This is a genomic window from Pantoea sp. PGP6 (assembly GCF_053474785.1).
In genome coordinates, this window is record NZ_JBQBMA010000001.1 from 4,051,806 (window position 1) to 4,071,582 (window position 19,777).

14 protein-coding genes, 1 tRNA gene, 1 rRNA gene and 1 riboswitch are annotated in these 19,777 nt (G+C 55.6%); of the genes, 6 read left to right on the top strand and 10 right to left on the bottom strand.

Annotated elements, in window-relative coordinates; all coding sequences use genetic code 11:
* Positions 1–210: 210 nt before the first annotated feature.
* Positions 211–285: transfer RNA gene (locus ACLIBF_RS19585), tRNA-Glu, on the bottom strand.
* Between the two features lie 88 nt (positions 286–373).
* A 16S ribosomal RNA gene (locus ACLIBF_RS19590) occupies positions 374–1,913 on the bottom strand.
* 633 nt (positions 1,914–2,546) lie between these two features.
* On the opposite strand from ACLIBF_RS19590, the gene purH reads away from it, so the two are divergent.
* Together purH and purD are read left to right on the top strand one after the other, a co-directional pair.
* Positions 2,547–4,136 (top strand): bifunctional phosphoribosylaminoimidazolecarboxamide formyltransferase/IMP cyclohydrolase, encoded by a 1,590-nt coding sequence (gene purH / locus ACLIBF_RS19595; protein WP_089562562.1) that lies wholly within the window; start codon positions 2,547–2,549, stop codon positions 4,134–4,136.
* Positions 4,137–4,153: 17 nt separating this feature from the next.
* Entirely contained in the window at positions 4,154–5,434 is a 1,281-nt protein-coding gene (purD, locus tag ACLIBF_RS19600) for a phosphoribosylamine--glycine ligase (RefSeq protein ID WP_159222925.1), read from the top strand.
* A 35-nt stretch (positions 5,435–5,469) separates the two neighbouring features.
* Here the strand turns inward: purD and ACLIBF_RS19605 are convergent, their stop codons facing one another.
* From ACLIBF_RS19605 to nudC, 6 genes are all read right to left on the bottom strand, one after another.
* On the bottom strand, positions 5,470–6,132 hold the full coding sequence (locus ACLIBF_RS19605) for a DUF1481 domain-containing protein (RefSeq protein ID WP_279810978.1): 663 nt from the start codon (positions 6,130–6,132) through the stop codon (positions 5,470–5,472).
* A 69-nt stretch (positions 6,133–6,201) separates the two neighbouring features.
* Positions 6,202–6,474 (bottom strand): nucleoid-associated protein HU-alpha, encoded by a 273-nt coding sequence (gene hupA, locus ACLIBF_RS19610; protein ID WP_003850136.1) that lies wholly within the window; start codon positions 6,472–6,474, stop codon positions 6,202–6,204.
* A 188-nt stretch (positions 6,475–6,662) separates the two neighbouring features.
* Positions 6,663–7,253 (bottom strand): YjaG family protein, encoded by a 591-nt coding sequence (locus tag ACLIBF_RS19615; RefSeq protein ID WP_031376924.1) that lies wholly within the window; start codon positions 7,251–7,253, stop codon positions 6,663–6,665.
* A gap of 63 nt (positions 7,254–7,316) precedes the next feature.
* Positions 7,317–7,985 carry a deoxyribonuclease V gene (gene nfi, locus ACLIBF_RS19620; protein WP_031376923.1) on the bottom strand — a complete coding sequence of 223 codons (669 nt, stop codon included), beginning with the start codon at positions 7,983–7,985 and terminating at the stop codon, positions 7,317–7,319.
* A 2-nt stretch (positions 7,986–7,987) separates the two neighbouring features.
* A complete protein-coding gene (gene hemE / locus ACLIBF_RS19625) occupies positions 7,988–9,055 on the bottom strand; it encodes a uroporphyrinogen decarboxylase (RefSeq protein WP_089562566.1) in 1,068 nt (355 codons plus the stop codon).
* Between the two features lie 40 nt (positions 9,056–9,095).
* Positions 9,096–9,866: an NAD(+) diphosphatase gene (gene nudC, locus ACLIBF_RS19630; RefSeq protein ID WP_069729839.1), complete on the bottom strand. Its 771-nt coding sequence runs from the start codon at positions 9,864–9,866 to the stop codon at positions 9,096–9,098.
* 89 nt (positions 9,867–9,955) lie between these two features.
* On the opposite strand from nudC, the gene ACLIBF_RS19635 reads away from it, so the two are divergent.
* From ACLIBF_RS19635 to thiE, 3 genes are all read left to right on the top strand, one after another.
* Complete coding sequence (locus tag ACLIBF_RS19635) at positions 9,956–10,462, top strand: Rsd/AlgQ family anti-sigma factor (RefSeq protein WP_031376920.1); 507 nt, start codon at positions 9,956–9,958, stop codon at positions 10,460–10,462.
* 153 nt (positions 10,463–10,615) lie between these two features.
* Positions 10,616–10,716, top strand: a riboswitch (TPP riboswitch).
* Positions 10,717–10,802: 86 nt separating this feature from the next.
* Positions 10,803–12,725 carry a phosphomethylpyrimidine synthase ThiC gene (gene thiC, locus ACLIBF_RS19640; protein ID WP_279810983.1) on the top strand — a complete coding sequence of 641 codons (1,923 nt, stop codon included), beginning with the start codon at positions 10,803–10,805 and terminating at the stop codon, positions 12,723–12,725.
* A gap of 2 nt (positions 12,726–12,727) precedes the next feature.
* Positions 12,728–13,360, top strand: coding sequence for a thiamine phosphate synthase (thiE, locus tag ACLIBF_RS19645; protein ID WP_279810986.1), 633 nt, complete (start codon positions 12,728–12,730; stop codon positions 13,358–13,360).
* 187 nt (positions 13,361–13,547) lie between these two features.
* On the opposite strand, the gene ACLIBF_RS19650 is transcribed toward thiE, so the two are convergent.
* Positions 13,548–15,017, bottom strand: a complete 1,470-nt coding sequence (locus ACLIBF_RS19650) for an aminotransferase-like domain-containing protein (protein WP_069729842.1) — start codon at positions 15,015–15,017, stop codon at positions 13,548–13,550.
* Between the two features lie 174 nt (positions 15,018–15,191).
* Between ACLIBF_RS19650 and ACLIBF_RS19655 the strand changes: the two genes are divergently transcribed.
* Positions 15,192–15,380, top strand: a complete 189-nt coding sequence (locus tag ACLIBF_RS19655) for a DUF1127 domain-containing protein (RefSeq protein ID WP_031376917.1) — start codon at positions 15,192–15,194, stop codon at positions 15,378–15,380.
* Between the two features lie 50 nt (positions 15,381–15,430).
* On the opposite strand, the gene rpoC is transcribed toward ACLIBF_RS19655, so the two are convergent.
* On the bottom strand, positions 15,431–19,654 hold the full coding sequence (gene rpoC / locus ACLIBF_RS19660; protein ID WP_031376916.1) for a DNA-directed RNA polymerase subunit beta': 4,224 nt from the start codon (positions 19,652–19,654) through the stop codon (positions 15,431–15,433).
* Positions 19,655–19,777 lie beyond the last annotated feature (123 nt).

Below are 19,777 nucleotides of genomic sequence, written 5' to 3' on the forward strand. Positions count from 1 at the left end.
TCAGCGCTGCGTGTTGCAAGCATTTGAGAGACTCGAACATGTCGTGGCTTTCATTCTTATTACGGAGAATGAAAACGACATGTCGTTTCAATTTTCAGCTTGTTCCGGATTGTTAAAGAGCAAATATCTCAAACGCGGCTCGGCTGCTCACGCAACTGAATCGGTTTTGAGATACTTCGTGGAGACACCTTTCACCTGTCACCAAGCAAGTGGCGTCCCCTAGGGGATTCGAACCCCTGTTGCCGCCGTGAAAGGGCGGAGTCCTAACCGCTAGACGAAGGGGACACAAAGGTGTCACGACTTCGCAGCCGTCTTGCTCATTACTTTTTATCAGACAATCTGTGTGGACACTGCGCCGGAAGGTATCTTCAGGTAAGGAGGTGATCCAACCGCAGGTTCCCCTACGGTTACCTTGTTACGACTTCACCCCAGTCATGAATCACAAAGTGGTAAGCGCCCTCCCGAAGGTTAAGCTACCTACTTCTTTTGCAACCCACTCCCATGGTGTGACGGGCGGTGTGTACAAGGCCCGGGAACGTATTCACCGTGGCATTCTGATCCACGATTACTAGCGATTCCGACTTCACGGAGTCGAGTTGCAGACTCCGATCCGGACTACGACGCACTTTGTGAGGTCCGCTTGCTCTCGCGAGGTCGCTTCTCTTTGTATGCGCCATTGTAGCACGTGTGTAGCCCTACTCGTAAGGGCCATGATGACTTGACGTCATCCCCACCTTCCTCCGGTTTATCACCGGCAGTCTCCTTTGAGTTCCCGACCGAATCGCTGGCAACAAAGGATAAGGGTTGCGCTCGTTGCGGGACTTAACCCAACATTTCACAACACGAGCTGACGACAGCCATGCAGCACCTGTCTCAGCGTTCCCGAAGGCACCAAGGCATCTCTGCCAAGTTCGCTGGATGTCAAGAGTAGGTAAGGTTCTTCGCGTTGCATCGAATTAAACCACATGCTCCACCGCTTGTGCGGGCCCCCGTCAATTCATTTGAGTTTTAACCTTGCGGCCGTACTCCCCAGGCGGTCGACTTAACGCGTTAGCTCCGGAAGCCACTCCTCAAGGGAACAACCTCCAAGTCGACATCGTTTACGGCGTGGACTACCAGGGTATCTAATCCTGTTTGCTCCCCACGCTTTCGCACCTGAGCGTCAGTCTTCGTCCAGGGGGCCGCCTTCGCCACCGGTATTCCTCCAGATCTCTACGCATTTCACCGCTACACCTGGAATTCTACCCCCCTCTACGAGACTCAAGCCTGCCAGTTTCAAATGCAGTTCCCAGGTTAAGCCCGGGGATTTCACATCTGACTTAACAGACCGCCTGCGTGCGCTTTACGCCCAGTAATTCCGATTAACGCTTGCACCCTCCGTATTACCGCGGCTGCTGGCACGGAGTTAGCCGGTGCTTCTTCTGCGGGTAACGTCAATCGACGCGGTTATTAACCACATCGCCTTCCTCCCCGCTGAAAGTACTTTACAACCCGAAGGCCTTCTTCATACACGCGGCATGGCTGCATCAGGCTTGCGCCCATTGTGCAATATTCCCCACTGCTGCCTCCCGTAGGAGTCTGGACCGTGTCTCAGTTCCAGTGTGGCTGGTCATCCTCTCAGACCAGCTAGGGATCGTCGCCTAGGTGGGCCATTACCCCGCCTACTAGCTAATCCCATCTGGGTTCATCCGATAGTGAGAGGCCCGAAGGTCCCCCTCTTTGGTCTTGCGACGTTATGCGGTATTAGCCACCGTTTCCAGTGGTTATCCCCCTCTATCGGGCAGATCCCCAGACATTACTCACCCGTCCGCCACTCGTCACCCAAGAGCAAGCTCTCTGTGCTACCGTCCGACTTGCATGTGTTAGGCCTGCCGCCAGCGTTCAATCTGAGCCATGATCAAACTCTTCAATTTAAGTTTGATTTGCTTAAACACGTTAAGCGGTACTCATCTGTAAAACGTCATAATGAATTTCATTATGTGTTCACTCGTGAGACTTGATATTTTTTACGTCCGGAGACGCTGATATCAATCCTGCGAGTGCCCACACAGATTGTCTGATAAATTGTTAAAGAGCAGTGCGAGCAGCGGGTTAACCGTCTGTCGCGAGGTGGCGTATATTACGCTTTCCTCCCTCAGAGTCAACTTCTTTTTCAGAAGCTTTTCTCCGGCGGCGCAGTCTCCTGTGCCTCTCAACCCGGCGGCCGGTAAGCCGTTGTTCCGTGTCGATGGAGGCGCATTATAGGGAGTTGTTCGGCAGGCGCAACCAGTAAATTGCATAAAAACAACCGTTCGCTGCATTCCACAGCAAAAGCCCCTGTTATACGCAGTTACGCACAAACTTATCCACATTCATCGGCCACAGCGAATTTAGGCGAGCATCACGCAAACGTTTTCGCTACAATGCCCGGCGACGTAACGGACGCCCCTTTTCGGGGCGTTACCTGAAGTTTTCGATCTTTTCTTCTTATATAAGCAAAGGAAGGATCGTTAAGCTTGATGTAACGCTCTTATATACGCGAAACAAAGCCAAGGGATAAAACCACCATGCAACAACGTCGTCCTGTACGCCGCGCTCTGCTCAGTGTGTCTGACAAAGCCGGTATCCTCGAATTTGCTCAGGCGCTCGCTGACCGCGGTGTCGAGCTGCTCTCCACAGGTGGCACGGCTCGCCTGCTGGCGGATGCGGGCCTGCCTGTCACTGAAGTCTCTGACTACACCGGCTTCCCGGAAATGATGGATGGACGCGTCAAAACCCTGCACCCGAAAGTGCACGGCGGCATTCTGGGCCGCCGCGGCCAGGATGATGCCATCATGGCGCAGCACGACATCAGCCCAATCGATATGGTGGTGGTAAACCTGTATCCCTTTGCCCAGACGGTGGCACGTGAAGGATGTTCGCTGGAAGATGCCGTTGAGAACATCGATATCGGCGGCCCGACTATGGTGCGCTCCGCTGCAAAGAACCATAAAGATGTGGCGATCGTAGTGAAGAGCAGCGACTATCCGGCTATCGTGGCCGAGATGGATGCGAATCAGAACGCCCTGACCCTTGAAACCCGCTTCGACCTCGCCATTAAAGCCTTCGAGCATACAGCCGCCTACGACAGCATGATCGCTAACTATTTTGGATCGCTGGTGCCGGCCTATCATGGCGAACGCGGCCAGCCAGCCGGTCGCTTTCCGCGTACCCTTAACCTGAACTTCATTAAGAAGCAGGATATGCGCTATGGCGAAAACAGCCATCAGGATGCGGCCTTCTATATAGAAGAGAATGTGGCGGAAGCGTCCGTCGCTACCGCACAGCAGGTTCAGGGCAAGGCCCTTTCTTATAACAACATTGCCGATACCGATGCGGCGCTGGAATGCGTAAAAGAGTTCAGCGAGCCAGCCTGTGTCATCGTTAAACATGCTAACCCGTGCGGCGTCGCGGTCGGTGATTCTCTGCTGACGGCCTATGAGCGTGCCTGGCAGACCGACCCGACCTCCGCATTCGGCGGCATCATCGCCTTTAACCGCGAGCTGGATGAAGCAACCGCGCAGGCCATTATCAGCCGTCAGTTTGTTGAAGTGATCATTGCGCCTGCAGTTTCCGAGGCGGCTTTGAAAATTACCGCGACCAAACAGAATGTCCGGGTGCTGATCTGCGGTCAGTGGCAAAACCGGGTGGCAGCGCTGGACTTCAAACGGGTTAATGGCGGCTTACTGGTGCAGGATCGCGATCTCGGTATGGTCGATGCCAGCCAGCTGCGCGTGGTCAGCAAACGCCAGCCAACGGAGCAGGAACTGCGTGATGCGCTGTTCTGCTGGAAAGTGGCGAAGTTCGTTAAGTCTAACGCCATTGTTTATGCGCGCGACAATATGACTATCGGTATCGGCGCTGGCCAGATGAGCCGCGTCTATTCCGCTAAGATTGCCGGCATCAAAGCGGGCGATGAAGGGCTGGAAGTGAAAGGCTCGGCGATGGCGTCTGACGCCTTCTTCCCGTTCCGCGACGGTATTGATGCGGCAGCGGCGGTAGGTATCAGCTGCGTGATTCAGCCTGGCGGCTCGATCCGTGATGACGAAGTGATCGCCGCAGCCGATGAACACGGCATAGCGATGATCTTTACTGATATGCGCCACTTCCGCCATTAATCGTTTGGAGAGTACAGATGAAAATTTTAGTGATTGGCAATGGCGGACGTGAGCACGCATTAGCCTGGAAAGCTGCACAGTCTCCGCTGGCGGAAACTGTGTTTGTGGCACCGGGCAACGCTGGCACCGCATTAGAGCCGGCGCTGCAAAATGTGGCGATCGCCGCCACTGACATCCCTGCCCTGCTGGCCTTTGCACAACGCGAAGCCATCGATCTGACCATCGTCGGCCCTGAAGCGCCACTGGTGGCGGGCGTGGTCGATGCGTTTCGCGCTGCCGGCCTGAACATTTTTGGCCCGACCCAGGCAGCCGCTCAGCTGGAAGGCTCAAAAGCCTTCACCAAAGATTTTCTTGCCCGCCATCAGATCCCGAGTGCCGAATACCAGAACTTCACCGAGGTTGAGCCTGCGCTGGCCTATCTGCGTGAGAAAGGCGCACCGATCGTCATTAAGGCTGACGGTCTGGCTGCGGGCAAAGGCGTGATTGTGGCGATGACGTTGCAGGAAGCGGAAGCGGCGGTTCAGGATATGCTGGCCGGCAATGCTTTTGGCGATGCCGGCCACCGGATTGTGATCGAAGAGTTTCTCGACGGTGAAGAAGCCAGTTTCATCGTCATGGTCGATGGCGAGCATGTCCTGCCAATGGCCACCAGCCAGGATCACAAACGCGTCGGCGACGGCGATACCGGCCCGAACACCGGCGGTATGGGCGCCTATTCTCCGGCACCGGTGGTTACCGATGAGATCCACCAGCGGGTGATGGATCAGATTATCTGGCCAACGGTGCGTGGCATGGCCGCTGAAGGTAACGTCTATACCGGCTTTCTCTATGCCGGCTTGATGATCGATCAATCCGGTCAGCCTAAAGTGATCGAATTTAACTGCCGCTTCGGCGATCCGGAAACTCAGCCGATCATGCTGCGTATGCAGTCGGATCTGGTCGATCTTTGCCTGGCAGCCTGTGCCGGCACGCTGGATCAGAAAACCTCTGAGTGGGATCCACGGCCGTCACTGGGCGTGGTGCTGGCGGCGGGCGGCTATCCGGGCGATTACCATCAGGGCGATCAGATTCACGGTCTGCCCCTGGAAGAGGTTGAGGATGGCAAGGTATTCCACGCCGGAACTCGCCTGGAAGACGATTTAGTGCTTACCAACGGTGGCCGGGTACTGTGCGTTACCGCGCTGGGCGACGATGTGGCGGCGGCCCAACTGCGGGCTTATCAGCTGGCTCAGCCGATTTCCTGGCAAGGCAGTTTCTGCCGCCGCGATATTGGCTACCGCGCTATTAACCGCAAATAAGTCAAAGGGGCACTGTGTGCCCCTTACTCCTGCGCTTACATATCCTCTTCTTTCGGCTGCTGTGCGCAGTCATCCTGCGGGCTTACCCGCAACAGTTGCACCCCTTCCGGCGCTTCCAGCCATGAAACCATCAATGGCGAGGCCGACCCACGCTGCTGCTGCGCCAGCGTCCGTAGGGCATCGCTATCGAAGGCGGGCCTGACCTGCTGGCCTTCACAGCTTTCGATCAAATTGCCGCCCTGCCAGTGACCCTGGCGCAGGAATATCCGGCCGCTGAGCAGCGCGTCACTAACGTGGCGCATCCGCTGGGCGTCGAACTTATACAACTCAACCGCATCCGGACTGACCGCTTCGCGCCGGCCAGCCAGCTGGCGCTGCATAAAGTTAAGGCCGCCTTCCTGGTCAAACCGTAAGGTGACGTCATCGGGATGCTCGCCTTTGACCTGACGATGAACGCTGATTAACGCCTCTTCCAGCCAGATGTAATCGGTAATTTCCCCTTCACCGCTGGCGAACGGGGTAAAAATGGTGCGGATATGGACCGACTGGTGATCGTTATTCTTGCGCCAGATGCGCACGACGCCACGGTCAGCAAGATAACCACTGGCAGAGAAAGGAGGAATATCGGGTGTTGAGCTGCAACCGAAAAGCAATAAGGAGAGAGACAGGGCGGAAAAACGCTGAAGCAGCGTGGTCATGATGGCAGGCCCCTTAAACAAAAGGGGCGAATCGCCCCCTGTTTTAAAGCTTAACCGCAGTGCGACGTCTTACTTAACGGCGTCTTTCAGCGCTTTACCAGACACGAATGCCGGTACATTTGCTGCAGCGATTTTGATCTCTTTGCCAGTCTGCGGGTTACGACCGGTACGCTCAGCGCGGTGGTTCACTTTAAAAGTACCAAAACCAACCAGTTGTACAGCATCACCATCTTTCAGAGACTCAGTGATCGCAGCCAGAGTAGATTCCAGCGCTGCCTTTGCCTGGGTTTTAGACAGGTCAGCTTTTTCTGCGATCACATCAATCAGTTGAGTCTTGTTCATAAGTTATCCTTAAAGTGTATTTATCGCTTGCTAAGCAACGAGTGCGAGGGAAAAGCCATATTCTGGCACTCTTCAGCCTGCACGCACCGATAGCCACAATTTTCAGCCCCCCAAATGTAGACCAGAGAGGGGGCCGATGTGAAGCCTCCAGGCGCGCTAATTCGGGCCTGAAGTCACGTTTTGTCGCCTTACTGCTGGAAATTTATACCGATGTTGCTAATTCCCGCTTCACGCAGGTCCGATCGCAGGCCTTTGATTAATTCAAGGTCACGCTCTTCGCACTCGGCAAGCAGGCGGAAAATCTCCCATTGAAGGTCCCATTCATCAATGATGGCCGGGTTTTCACGAAGCTCTTCGTCGGTCATTTCGCGTCCAGCCTGGGTCATTTCCAGCATGGCAACGGTAGTAATTGAGGTCTCGCTGACTTCAATCGCGTGCTCAAGTGTGTCGCCGCTCAGCTGCGCATGAACCACTTCGCTTAATGCCACGCAGGCATCAATCGCCGGATACACACCGTAAACCTCAAACGCATCACCATCAGGAATGGCAGCTTCAAGTTTTTCCAGCTGGCTGTCGAAGTTGATCTTCGCATCTTTGACCGTCAGGTTTTCCCAGATCAGATCAAGAATGCGGCGATAGAGTGCCGGATCGGCAAATTCGGTCTGCTCGCAGAATGCCCGATAATTCGGGTACATACGCTCACACAGGCAGGCCATAAAAGTAAGATGCTGCCAGCTTTCCAGCTTCGCCAGACGCAGATGAACGGGATTTTGTAACATAAAGGTGGCTCTTATTCGTTTCGCTGGCGGCAGTGTAACTGCAAAAGCGCAGCACAAACAGTGTTAAAGCGCGTTTTGCCAGCGCTGGAAAGCGGTTCGGTTCGAGGCAACCGCGTCGGCCCAGCGGGTCGGTTCCGGCAGCCGGTAACCACGCGTACAGTTTTCGACCCACTGCAGCGCGGTATCCAGGCTGACACGATGACCGGTGGCGACAAACAGCGGATTGCAACGCTGCTTGCTGCGCCATACCCAGCCTATCTGTTCGCCTTTGTCGATCAGTGGCTGACGACTGCCAGGCTGCGCATCCAGATCGGCAAACCGGCCACACAGACGACTTTTCGCGACACCAATGGTGGGCACATCGACCAGCAGGCCAAAATGCGACGCAACGCCGAGCCGTCGGGGATGGGAGATACCGTGACCGTCGACAAACAGCAGATCCGGTTTTTGCTCCAGCATCTGCCATGCGGCCATCAACGCCGGATACTCACGGAAGGAGAGAAAGCCGGGAATGTAAGGCATGGTGGTCTCAATACGCGCAATGCGATGTTCCACCAGCGTTAGCGAAGGCCACTCAAGCACTACCAGCGCCGCCCGGGTGACGGCACCTTCCTGTTCAAACCCGACGTCCGCCCCGCCAATAAAGCGCGGCGGCAATACGTCAAAGTCATCTTCACGCACCACATCAGCGGCGCGTTGCAACTGCTCAGCGCGAAGTGCGGCAATATCCATGGTTACTCCTGATGGAAAGGACGCGATAAACGGTGCACCGCTTCAACAAACACGCCCGCATTTTCCGGCGGGACATCCTGATGAATACCGTGACCGAGATTGAAAACATGACCGGTGCCATTGCCAAAGCGCTGCAGAATCCCGGCCACTTCCTGTTCAATACGGGCGGGTGGCGCATAGAGCATTGAAGGATCCATGTTGCCCTGCAGCGCAACTTTGTCACCGACACGGCGGCGTGCATCGTCGATATCTGTGGTCCAGTCGAGGCCCAGCGCATCGCAGCCGGTTTCGGCCATCGCTTCCAGCCACTGCCCGCCCCCTTTGGTGAACAGGGTAATCGGCACCCGACGACCGTCGTTTTCACGCAGCACGCTATCGACGATTTTGTGCATGTAGTGCAGCGAGAACTCGCGATAATCACGGCCGGTCAGGACGCCGCCCCAGGTATCAAACACCATCACTGACTGCGCACCGGCGCGAATCTGGGCATTGAGATAGAGAATAACGCTGTCCGCCAGTTTATCCAGCATCGCATGCAGCGTGGCGGGATCGGCATACATCATCTTTTTGATTTTGGTGAACGCTTTGCTGCTGCCGCCTTCCACCATGTAGGTGGCCAGCGTCCACGGACTGCCGGTAAATCCGATCAGCGGCAGGTCGCCGTTCAGGCTTTTACGGATGGTGCGCACCGCGTTCATTACGTAACCCAGTTCCATTTCCGGATCGGGCACCGGCAAACGCTCTACATCTGCCCGGCAGGTAATTGGATGCGAAAAGCGCGGACCTTCGCCGGTTTCGAAATAGAGGCCCAGGCCCATCGCATCAGGGATAGTCAGGATGTCACTGAAGAGGATTGCAGCATCCAGCGGATAGCGGCGCAGCGGCTGCAGCGTCACCTCACAGGCCAGCTCAGCATTTTTACACAGCGACATAAAGTCACCCGCTTCGGCGCGCGTCGCTTTGTATTCTGGTAAATAACGTCCGGCCTGGCGCATCATCCACACTGGCGTTACATCTACTGGCTGACGTAACAGGGCACGCAAATAACGATCGTTCTTCAGTTCACTCATTTCATTACTCTCTCAATTTCAGGCGTGTAGTGTAGCACTTTCACGCTTCGGCGCGGCACAGGGCGACGGTATCTTCAATCAGGCGGCGCGCCACGGTGCCCGGTGGCGGCAGCAAGGGCAAGGCATCAAAACGAAACCAGGCCGCATCCAGCAGCTCTTTGCCGTCATGTTGCAGATCGCCACTATCATATTCCGCCATAAACGCCGTCATCAGCGATTGCGGGAATGGCCACGGCTGGGAGGTGACGTAGCGGACATTTTTGACGCGGATATTACTCTCCTCCATCACTTCACGTGCCACCGCCTGTTCCAGCGTCTCGCCGACTTCGACAAAGCCAGCCAGTACGGTATAGACGTTATTACGATGACGGGCGTGATTCGCCAGCAGGATCTCATCGCCACGCCGGATCGCCACGATAATGCAGGGCGCAATCTGCGGATAATAGCGCTCGCGGCAATGACTGCACAGGCAGGCAAACTCATGTTTGCTGTGGTGCATTTCGTGACCACAGTAGCCACACCAGCGATGGGAACGGTAGAACTCCGCCAGCTGCACGCCGCGTCCCGCCAGCTGAAACAGCCCCACATCCAGATCGATCAGTTGCCGTACCGAGAACATGCTCTCTGCACGTGGCTCGCAAATCAGCCAGACTTTTTCCCCCTGCCACTCGCCAATCTGTCGGGCTTTGGTACCCGTCAGACCGAAATTTTCGGCGCTTCCGTGGGGTAAATCACCTTGCGGCAACCAAAGTTTCTGCTCGTGGCTGACAATCCACCATCCAGCGTCTACGCTTGAGATTTCGCATTGCATTTATTTCGTCATCCTTAGCGTCAACTCGCACGCTGAAGTCCTGATGTTAAGTGTGTAGATGAACAACTATAACTCACATGGAGTTAGATATGCTTAACCAGTTAGACGTCCTGGCCGAACGCGTAGGTGGCAGTAACGAACTGGTCGATTCGTGGCTGGAAGCCCGTCGCCAGCTGTTAGTAACCTATTACCATCTGGTCGGACTTAAACCGAATAAAGAAGCCCTGACCCGCCTTGATGAGCAGGCGCTGGATAACTTTTGTCATGGCCTGGTCGATTATCTTTCCGCCGGTCACTTTAGTATTTATGAACGCATCATCAGTGAGATGAGTGGTGACAGCCCGATGATCGCGGCGGCCCAAATCTATCCCCCGCTGGAAGCCAACACTGAGCGCCTGATGCAGTTGTATGATGGCCATCTGCAGCAGGCGATCGATGATGATAACTGCATGACGTTCCAGCAGGCGCTATCTGAAGTCGGTGAAGTGCTGGAGGCGCGCTTTACGCTGGAAGACAAGCTGATCCAGCTGGCGTGGGATAACCATCTGGCACCACCGCCGGTGGCCAATGACAGCCAGATTGCTCGTCCGGCATAAGGTTAAACGCAGGTAAAGGGGTTGTGATTCAGTTGCAGCCCTTTTATGCTGAAGGGGTTCTGATGGCTGAGGCCAGAAGAACCCATTTTTTTCTGTTAGAACGTTAAGGTTTTTCGTCTTCAGCGGGCGCTCTGCCAGCCGCAGCGTAAAACCGCATTCTTGTCGGAGTGCCCAGTTGGGCTGAGACCGTTAATTCGGGATCCGCGGAACCTGATCAGGTTAGAACCTGCGAAGGGAACAAGAGTAAATATTGTCGGTACGCCAGTCTCTTGCACTGCCCGTGCTGTTACTCCTTCCGAACTCCGGACAAGCATCATTCCCACTCAACTGGAAGATTGCTATGTCTGACCCAAAAATGACCCGTCGTGAACAGCGTGCCCTGGCGCAGGAATTTATCGATTCACTGCAAGGCGGCAGCGCATTTCCCCGTTCTGAACGCATCTGGATTACCGGCAGTCGGGAGGATATTCGCGTACCGATGCGCGAAATCAGTCTCAGTCCGACCCCGGTCGGCGGCAGTAAAGATCAGCCACTTTATGAGCAGAATGAGGCGGTGCCGGTCTATGACACCGCCGGTGCCTATGGCGATCCCGCCGCGCAGATTGATCTGCATCGCGGGCTGACAAAGCTGCGGGCAGGTTGGATCGAAGAACGCAATGATAGCCAGCCACTGCCACAGCGCAGTTCAGACTATACCCAGCAGCGTCTGGCGGATGATAGCCTCGATCATCTGCGCTTTGACGCGCTGCCCACCCCGCGTCGCGCCCTTGCTGGCCGTTGCGTCACGCAGATGCATTACGCCCGCCAGGGCATCGTGACGCCGGAGATGGAGTTCATCGCCCTGCGGGAGAATATGGGCCGTGAGCGAATTCGCAGCGAGGTGTTACTGCAACAGCACCCGGGCCACAGTTTTGGCGCGCATTTGCCAGATAACATCACCCCGGAGTTTGTGCGTCAGGAAGTGGCGGCTGGCCGGGCGATTATTCCCGCCAACATTAACCATCCTGAATCGGAACCGATGATTATCGGGCGTAACTTCCTGGTCAAGGTGAATGCCAACATCGGCAATTCAGCGGTCAGCTCGTCGATTGAGGAGGAGGTAGAGAAACTGGTCTGGTCGACCCGCTGGGGCGCCGATACGGTGATGGATCTCTCTACTGGCCGTAATATTCATGAAACGCGCGAATGGATTTTGCGTAACAGCCCGGTGCCAATCGGCACAGTGCCGATTTATCAGGCGCTGGAGAAAGTGAACGGCGTGGCCGAAGCGCTCAACTGGGCAGTATTCCGCGATACGCTGCTGGAACAGGCTGAACAGGGAGTCGACTACTTCACCATTCATGCGGGCGTACTGCTGCGCTACGTGCCGATGACGGCAAAACGGCTGACCGGGATTGTCTCGCGCGGCGGATCGATCATGGCGAAATGGTGTCTGTCGCATCATCAGGAGAGCTTCCTCTATCAGCATTTCCGCGAAATCTGTGAAATCTGCGCGGCCTACGATGTCTCACTGTCGCTGGGCGATGGCTTGCGTCCAGGCTCGATTCAGGATGCTAACGATGAAGCGCAGTTCGCCGAACTGCAAACGCTGGGCGAGCTAACGCAGATCGCCTGGGAATATGATGTGCAGGTGATGATTGAAGGCCCCGGCCACGTCCCGATGCATATGATCCGCCGCAATATGACAGAGCAGCTCGATCGGTGTCACGAGGCCCCCTTCTATACGCTTGGTCCCCTCACCACCGACATTGCGCCCGGCTATGACCACATTACCTCCGGTATCGGCGCCGCAATGATTGGCTGGTTCGGCTGTGCGATGCTGTGTTATGTCACGCCCAAAGAACATCTTGGTCTGCCAGATAAGGAGGATGTGAAGCAGGGTCTGATCACTTATAAAATCGCCGCTCATGCCGCCGATCTCGCCAAAGGCCATCCGGGCGCGCAGATCCGGGATAACGCGATGTCAAAAGCGCGCTTTGAATTCCGCTGGGAAGATCAGTTCAATCTGGCACTCGATCCGCATACGGCGCGCGCGATGCATGACGAAACATTGCCTCAGGCGTCCGGCAAGGTGGCCCATTTCTGCTCAATGTGCGGCCCTAAATTCTGTTCAATGAAAATCTCTCAGGAGGTACGGGATTTTGCCGCACGCCAGCAAGCCAGCGCGCAGCCGATTGAGGTTGGCATGGCACAGATGTCTGAACAATTTCGCAGCCGGGGTGGTGAGCTTTATCATCCGGCAGATGCCATGAAGGAGGAGTAACTATGTCCGCATTTCCTGCTACTGTGTCGCGTCTCGGCCTGTATCCGGTAGTCGATAGTGTTGAATGGATCGAACGCCTGTTAGATGCCGGCGTCCGTACCCTGCAACTGCGCATCAAAGATCAGTCGGACGAGGCGGCAGAAGCGGCCGTCGCCCAAGCCATTGCGCTGGGCAAACGCTACGATGCGCGCCTGTTCATCAATGACTACTGGCGGCTGGCGATAAAGCATCAGGCCTACGGTGTCCATCTGGGTCAGGAAGATCTGGCGGTGGCGGACCTGGCACAAATCCGTCAGGCGGGATTACGACTCGGCATTTCAACCCATGATGATGCCGAACTGGATCGTGCGCTGGCCATTCAGCCCTCTTACATCGCGCTCGGGCATATTTTTCCGACCCGCACCAAACAGATGCCATCCGCGCCGCAGGGACTGGCAGAACTGCAGCGGCATCTGGCCCGCCTGACGCACATTCCGACCGTGGCGATTGGCGGTATCTCCGTTGCGCGGGCATCCGCGGTGCTGGCGACCGGCGTAGGCGGCATTGCAGTGGTAAGCGCCATCACCGAGGCAGAGGACTGGCATGAAGCGACGCGTACCCTGCTGGCGCTGGCTGAACCGGCGCAGCCAGCGTGAGTATTGTTGGGTAACAGCGCGCAAAAATAATTAAACTGCTGTAACGGCAGCGATAAATCAGGAATACCGCGCGCAGTTAGCCAATCAGTCACTGGCGCGGTGTCAGACAGCCGTTTAGTGTGGCCTTCGTCAGGTACGGTTACCTGACCAGGGCCAGTTCCCTCCTCTTTCTGGCCCTGCTTCTTCCCTACTTAGCCACCAGCAAATCGGGCGCTAAGGCGGCAGGAAGATCATCATGCTGGCAGGCCTGCATCGCCCGCTCGACGGCTGCCCCTACCCGCGCCACCGCCTGTTCGGTTTGTTCAGTGATCGGCAAGCCGTAGTTTAAGCGCAGGCAGTTACGGTATTTGCCCGAGGCGGAAAACAGTGAGCCGACGGCGATCTGAATTTTAGATTCACGCAGTTCGCGATTAAGACGAACGGCATCAAAGGGCTCCGGCAACTCAATCCACATCAGGAAACCGCCCTGCGGACGGGACACGCAAATCCCACAGGGGAAGTAATGACGCACCCAGCAGCTGAAGGTTTCATAGTTGCGATGATAGATCTGCCGCATCCGCCGCAGATGGGGTTGATAATGGCCCTGACGAATAAACTCCGACACAGCATGTTGCGGTTGCGTGGCGGTAGAGCCGGTAACAATGTACTTCATATGCAGGACGCGGTCCCGGTAGCGGCCCGGTGCCACCCAGCCAACCCGTAATCCGGGTGCCAGCGTTTTAGAAAACGAGCTGCAGAGCAGGACCCGGCCATCCAGATCTAACGCTTTGATGGTCGGCGGACGCGGATATTCCCAGGCAAGCTCACCATAGACATCGTCTTCAATCACCGCAGCGTCAAAGCGTTGCGCCAGCGCCAGCAAGGCGCGTTTACGCGGTTCCGGCATAATGAAACCCAGCGGGTTATTGCAGTTCGGTACCACCACCACCGCTTTGATTGGCCACTGATCAAATGCCAGTTCCAGCGCTTCCAGGCTGATGCCGGTCACCGCATCGGTGGGGATCTCAATGGCGCGAATGCCAAAGCCGCGCAGCGTCTGCATGATGCCGTGAAAGGAAGGTGACTCAACCGCGATGATATCGCCGGGCTCGCAGACCGCGCGTACTGCGACGGATAACGCTTCATGACAGCCGGTGGTGATCACAATGTCATCAGCGGTAAACTGACAGCCGCTATCGATCGCCAGACGCGCAATCTGTTGTCGCAGCGCGAGCACGCCGTACAGGTTGTCATAATTAAGCAGCGCCGTTTCCTGCTTCTGGGCCTGACGGCTAAATGCTTTCCACAGCGGCTTTAGCGTCGGCTGGGTCAGATCGGGCATGCCGCTGCCAAGTTGCAGCACGTCATCTTCCAGACGGCTGTTGATCAACTCCAGTACCGCGTCCCACTGGGTGACTTCAACCGGCCGCTGCGCAGGCCGCGTCAGTGCGGGTATCGGCGGGGTCGCTTTCCGTGATGCCACAAAATAGCCTGAACGCGACTGCGGTGTGATCATCTGCTTCTCTTCCAGCAGGTGATAGGCCTGTTGTACCGTACTGATGCTCACGCCATGTTCGGCGCTCAGGCTGCGTACTGAAGGAAGACGCTCTCCGCTGCGGTATAAGCCCTGTTCAATGCGCTGCGCCAGTAGCGTAGCCAGATGTTCATATCGGGTCATCGTATCCCCTCGTTGCAATTTTCAAAGCCTGAACCAGTACAGTTAGTCACTATTATTACCATTCAGATCGCACTGACAGCAATCTGTATGTTAAATAAAAGTGATTTTTGGGTCTGTATCATACAGCGCTACTTTACGAAAATAGTCCTCAGGCAAAACAATGAGGGCAGCATGATGGGATACGATGAAAATCGCGCAGGCAAACCGTTTACCGGTACACCTTACACACTGGTGCGTTATCTGTGGCGCAGCTTCAGACGCTGGCAGTGCCGGCGTGAAACCCGCCTTATTCTGTCGAAACTCAGCGACAGCCAGCTAAAAGATATCGGCCTCAGTCGCAATGAATGGAACAAGCTGAACTGAAGACAAAAAAAACCCTGCCGAAGCAGGGTTTTTTATTACGCCAATGACGATTACTCGTCGTTGTTACCGCCGAGACCGGCGTTCAACAATTCGGCCAGGCTGGCTGAGGCTTCATCCGCAGTAACCTGCGGTGCTACCGGCACTTCACCTGCCGCTTTGCGGCGCATACGATCCTGATGGTAAGCGTAACCGGTACCGGCCGGGATCAGACGACCCACGATTACGTTCTCTTTCAGACCGCGCAGTTCGTCGCGCTTGCCTGCTACAGCAGCTTCGGTCAGGACACGAGTAGTCTCCTGGAACGATGCGGCAGAAATGAACGATTCGGTTGCCAGTGACGCTTTGGTGATACCCAGCAGGTCACGCATGAAAGTGGCACCAACTTTTCCGTTCGCTTCCAGATCGCGGTTAGCAATCTTGATGCGAGAGAATTCAGCCTGTTCACCTTCGAGGAAGTCTGCACTTCCTGCGCTCATGATGGTTGCTTTACGCAGCATCTGACGAACGATGACTTCGATGTGCTTATCGTTAATCTTAACGCCTTGCAGACGGTAAACTTCCTGCACTTCGTTAGTGATGTAACGGGTCACCGCATGCACGCCACGCAAGCGCAGGATGTCATGTGGAGACTCTGGGCCATCGGAAACCACGTCACCACGCTCAACACGTTCACCTTCGAACACGTTCAGCTGACGCCATTTCGGAATCATCTCTTCGTACGGCTCGCTGCCATCCAGCGGAGTAATCACCAGACGACGCTTACCTTTGGTCTCTTTACCGAACGAGATAATACCGCTGATCTCGGCCAGAATAGCCGGCTCTTTCGGACGACGCGCTTCGAACAGGTCAGCAACGCGTGGCAGACCACCGGTAATATCTTTGGTACCGCCAGATTCCTGCGGTACACGCGACAGCGTGTCACCGGCGCTGATTTTAACGCCATCTTCCAGCTGAACAATCGCTTTACCTGGCAGGAAGTACTGAGCCGGCATATCGGTGCCCGGAATCAGAACGTCGTTGCCGTTGGCATCCACAATTTTCAGCGCTGGACGCAGATCTTTACCGCCCGCAGTACGCTCGGCGCTGTCCAGAACTACCAGCGAGGAGAGACCGGTTAAGTCATCTGTCTGGCGGGTAATGGTCTGGCCATCAATCATGTCGGTGAAGCGAATGAAACCGCCCACTTCGGTGATAACCGGCATGGTGTGCGGATCCCAGTTTGCGACGGTTTCGCCCGCTGCAACCTGCTCACCATCACCTTTCGCCATGGTGGCACCGTAAGGAACTTTATAGCTCTCTTTGGTACGACCAAATTCGTCGATCATTTTTAGTTCAACGTTACGCGAGGTGATCACCAGCTTGCCAGCCGAGTTGGTTACCGACTTAGCATTGGTCAGCTTGATGGTACCTTTGTTCTTCACCTGAATGCTGGATTCAGCAGCCGCACGTGATGCCGCACCACCGATGTGGAACGTACGCATCGTCAGCTGTGTACCCGGCTCACCGATGGACTGTGCCGCGATAACACCGATCGCTTCACCTTTGTTGATGATGTGACCACGTGCCAGGTCGCGACCGTAGCAGTGTGCACACACACCAAAGTCGGTTTCACAACCTACTACCGAACGGACTTTCAGGCTGTCTACTGAGTTCAGTTCCAGCACGTCACACCAGTGCTCATCGAGCAGGGTGTTACGTGGAACCAGAATGTCAGCGGTGCCTGGCTTCAGCACGTCTTCTGCCGTCACACGACCCAGTACACGTTCACGCAGTGGTTCTTTAACGTCGCCACCTTCGATGACCGGAGTCATCATGATGCCTTCGTGCGTACCACAATCGTCTTCGGTAACCACCAGATCCTGTGCAACGTCAACCAGACGACGCGTCAGATAACCGGAGTTCGCCGTTTTCAGTGCGGTATCCGCCAGACCTTTACGCGCACCGTGGGTTGAGATGAAGTACTGAAGTACGTTCAACCCTTCACGGAAGTTCGCCGTGATTGGTGTTTCGATGATGGAGCCATCTGGCTTCGCCATCAGACCACGCATACCGGCCAGCTGACGAATCTGTGCAGCAGAACCACGCGCACCGGAGTCGGCCATCATAAAGATGCTGTTAAAGGAAACCTGTTTCTCTTCTTCGCCATGACGGTTGATCACGGTTTCGGTTGAAAGGTTTTCCATCATCGCCTTGGCAACACGTTCGTTCGCTGCTGCCCAGATATCGATGACTTTGTTATAACGTTCGCCGGCGGTAACCAGACCAGACTGGAACTGTTCCTGAATCTCAGCCACTTCGGCTTCAGCTTCAGAGATGATTTCCACTTTCTTGGCCGGGATAACCATGTCGTCGATACCGACTGACGCACCTGAACGGGCTGCGTAAGCAAAACCGGTGTACATGGTCTGGTCAGCAAAGATAACGGTCGGCTTCAGGCCCAAAATGCGGTAACAGGTGTTCAGCATTTTGGAGATGGCTTTTTTACCCAGCGCCTGGTTAACGATTGAGTACGGCAGACCTTGCGGTACGATCATCCACAGAATCGCACGACCAATGGTGGTGTCGATAATGCTGGTTTTCGGAACGAATTCGTCCTGCTCGTTTTTGCTGTATTCAGTGATACGAACTTTAACGCGGGCATGCAGCTCAGCCAGGCCAGCGCGGTAAACACGCTCAGCTTCTTTCGGGCCAGTCAGCACCATGCCTTCGCCTTTGGCGTTCACTTTGTCGCGGGTCATATAGTACAGACCCAGAACAACGTCCTGTGAAGGAACGATGATTGGCTCGCCGTTCGCTGGAGACAGAATGTTGTTGGTCGACATCATCAGCGCACGCGCTTCCAGCTGGGCTTCCAGCGTCAGCGGTACGTGAACAGCCATCTGGTCACCATCGAAGTCGGCGTTATAAGCCGCACAAACCAGCGGGTGCAGCTGGATCGCTTTACCTTCGATCAGAACCGGTTCAAACGCCTGAATACCCAGACGGTGCAGCGTAGGCGCACGGTTCAGCAGAACCGGGTGCTCACGGATTACTTCGTCGAGGATATCCCAGACAACCGCTTCTTCGCGCTCAACCATTTTCTTCGCGGCTTTGATGGTGGTGGCGAGGCCACGCAGTTCCAGCTTGCCGTAAATGAACGGTTTGAACAGTTCGAGTGCCATTTTCTTCGGCAGACCGCACTGATGCAGGCGCAGGTATGGACCTACGGTGATAACCGAACGACCTGAATAGTCGACACGTTTACCCAGCAGGTTCTGACGGAAACGACCCTGCTTACCTTTGATCATGTCAGCCAGCGATTTCAGCGGACGCTTGTTGGAACCGGTGATCGCACGACCGCGACGACCGTTGTCCAGCAGGGCATCTACCGCTTCCTGCAGCATACGTTTTTCGTTACGTACGATGATATCTGGCGCAGCCAGATCCAGCAGGCGCTTCAGACGGTTGTTACGGTTGATCACACGACGATAAAGATCGTTCAGATCCGACGTAGCAAAACGGCCACCGTCCAGCGGTACCAGCGGACGCAGATCCGGCGGCAGTACAGGCAGCACGGTCAGGATCATCCACTCTGGCTTGTTGCCAGACTGAACGAACGCTTCCAGCAGCTTGATACGCTTGGTCAGTTTTTTACGCTTGGTTTCAGAGTTGGTTTCGTTCAGCTCTTCGCGCAGCTGCTCGCACTCCTGCTCCAGATCCATGTTTTTCAACAGGGCCTGGATCGCTTCGGCGCCCATTTTGGCGTCGAACTCATCACCGAACTCTTCCAGCGCGTCAAGGTACTGCTCTTCAGTCAGAATCTGGCGCTTCTCGAGGTTGGTCATGCCACCTTCGATTACCACGTAAGATTCAAAGTAGAGCACGCGCTCGATGTCACGCAGGGGCATATCCAGCAGTAAGCCGATACGCGAAGGCAGTGACTTCAGGAACCAGATGTGCGCAGTTGGCGACGCCAGTTCGATGTGGCCCATGCGCTCACGGCGCACTTTAGTCTGGGTCACTTCAACGCCGCACTTCTCACAAATCACACCACGGTGTTTCAGGCGCTTATACTTTCCGCACAGGCACTCGTAGTCTTTTACCGGCCCGAAGATACGGGCACAGAACAGACCATCGCGCTCTGGCTTGAAAGTACGGTAGTTAATGGTTTCCGGCTTTTTCACTTCACCGAAAGACCAGGAACGGATCATGTCTGGCGAAGCCAGCGCAATTTTGATCGCATCAAACTCTTCGGTTTTAGTTTGCGCTTTCAGAAACTTAAGTAAGTCTTTCACGGATTAGCTCCCGTCGGAGTGAGACTCAGGGGCGTCCAACCGAAATTGAACGCCCCATAACCAGTACAATTGCGAGCGCTTAAACCCTGCGCTTTCAGGCGGCGGGGTTGCCCGCCAGCCTGA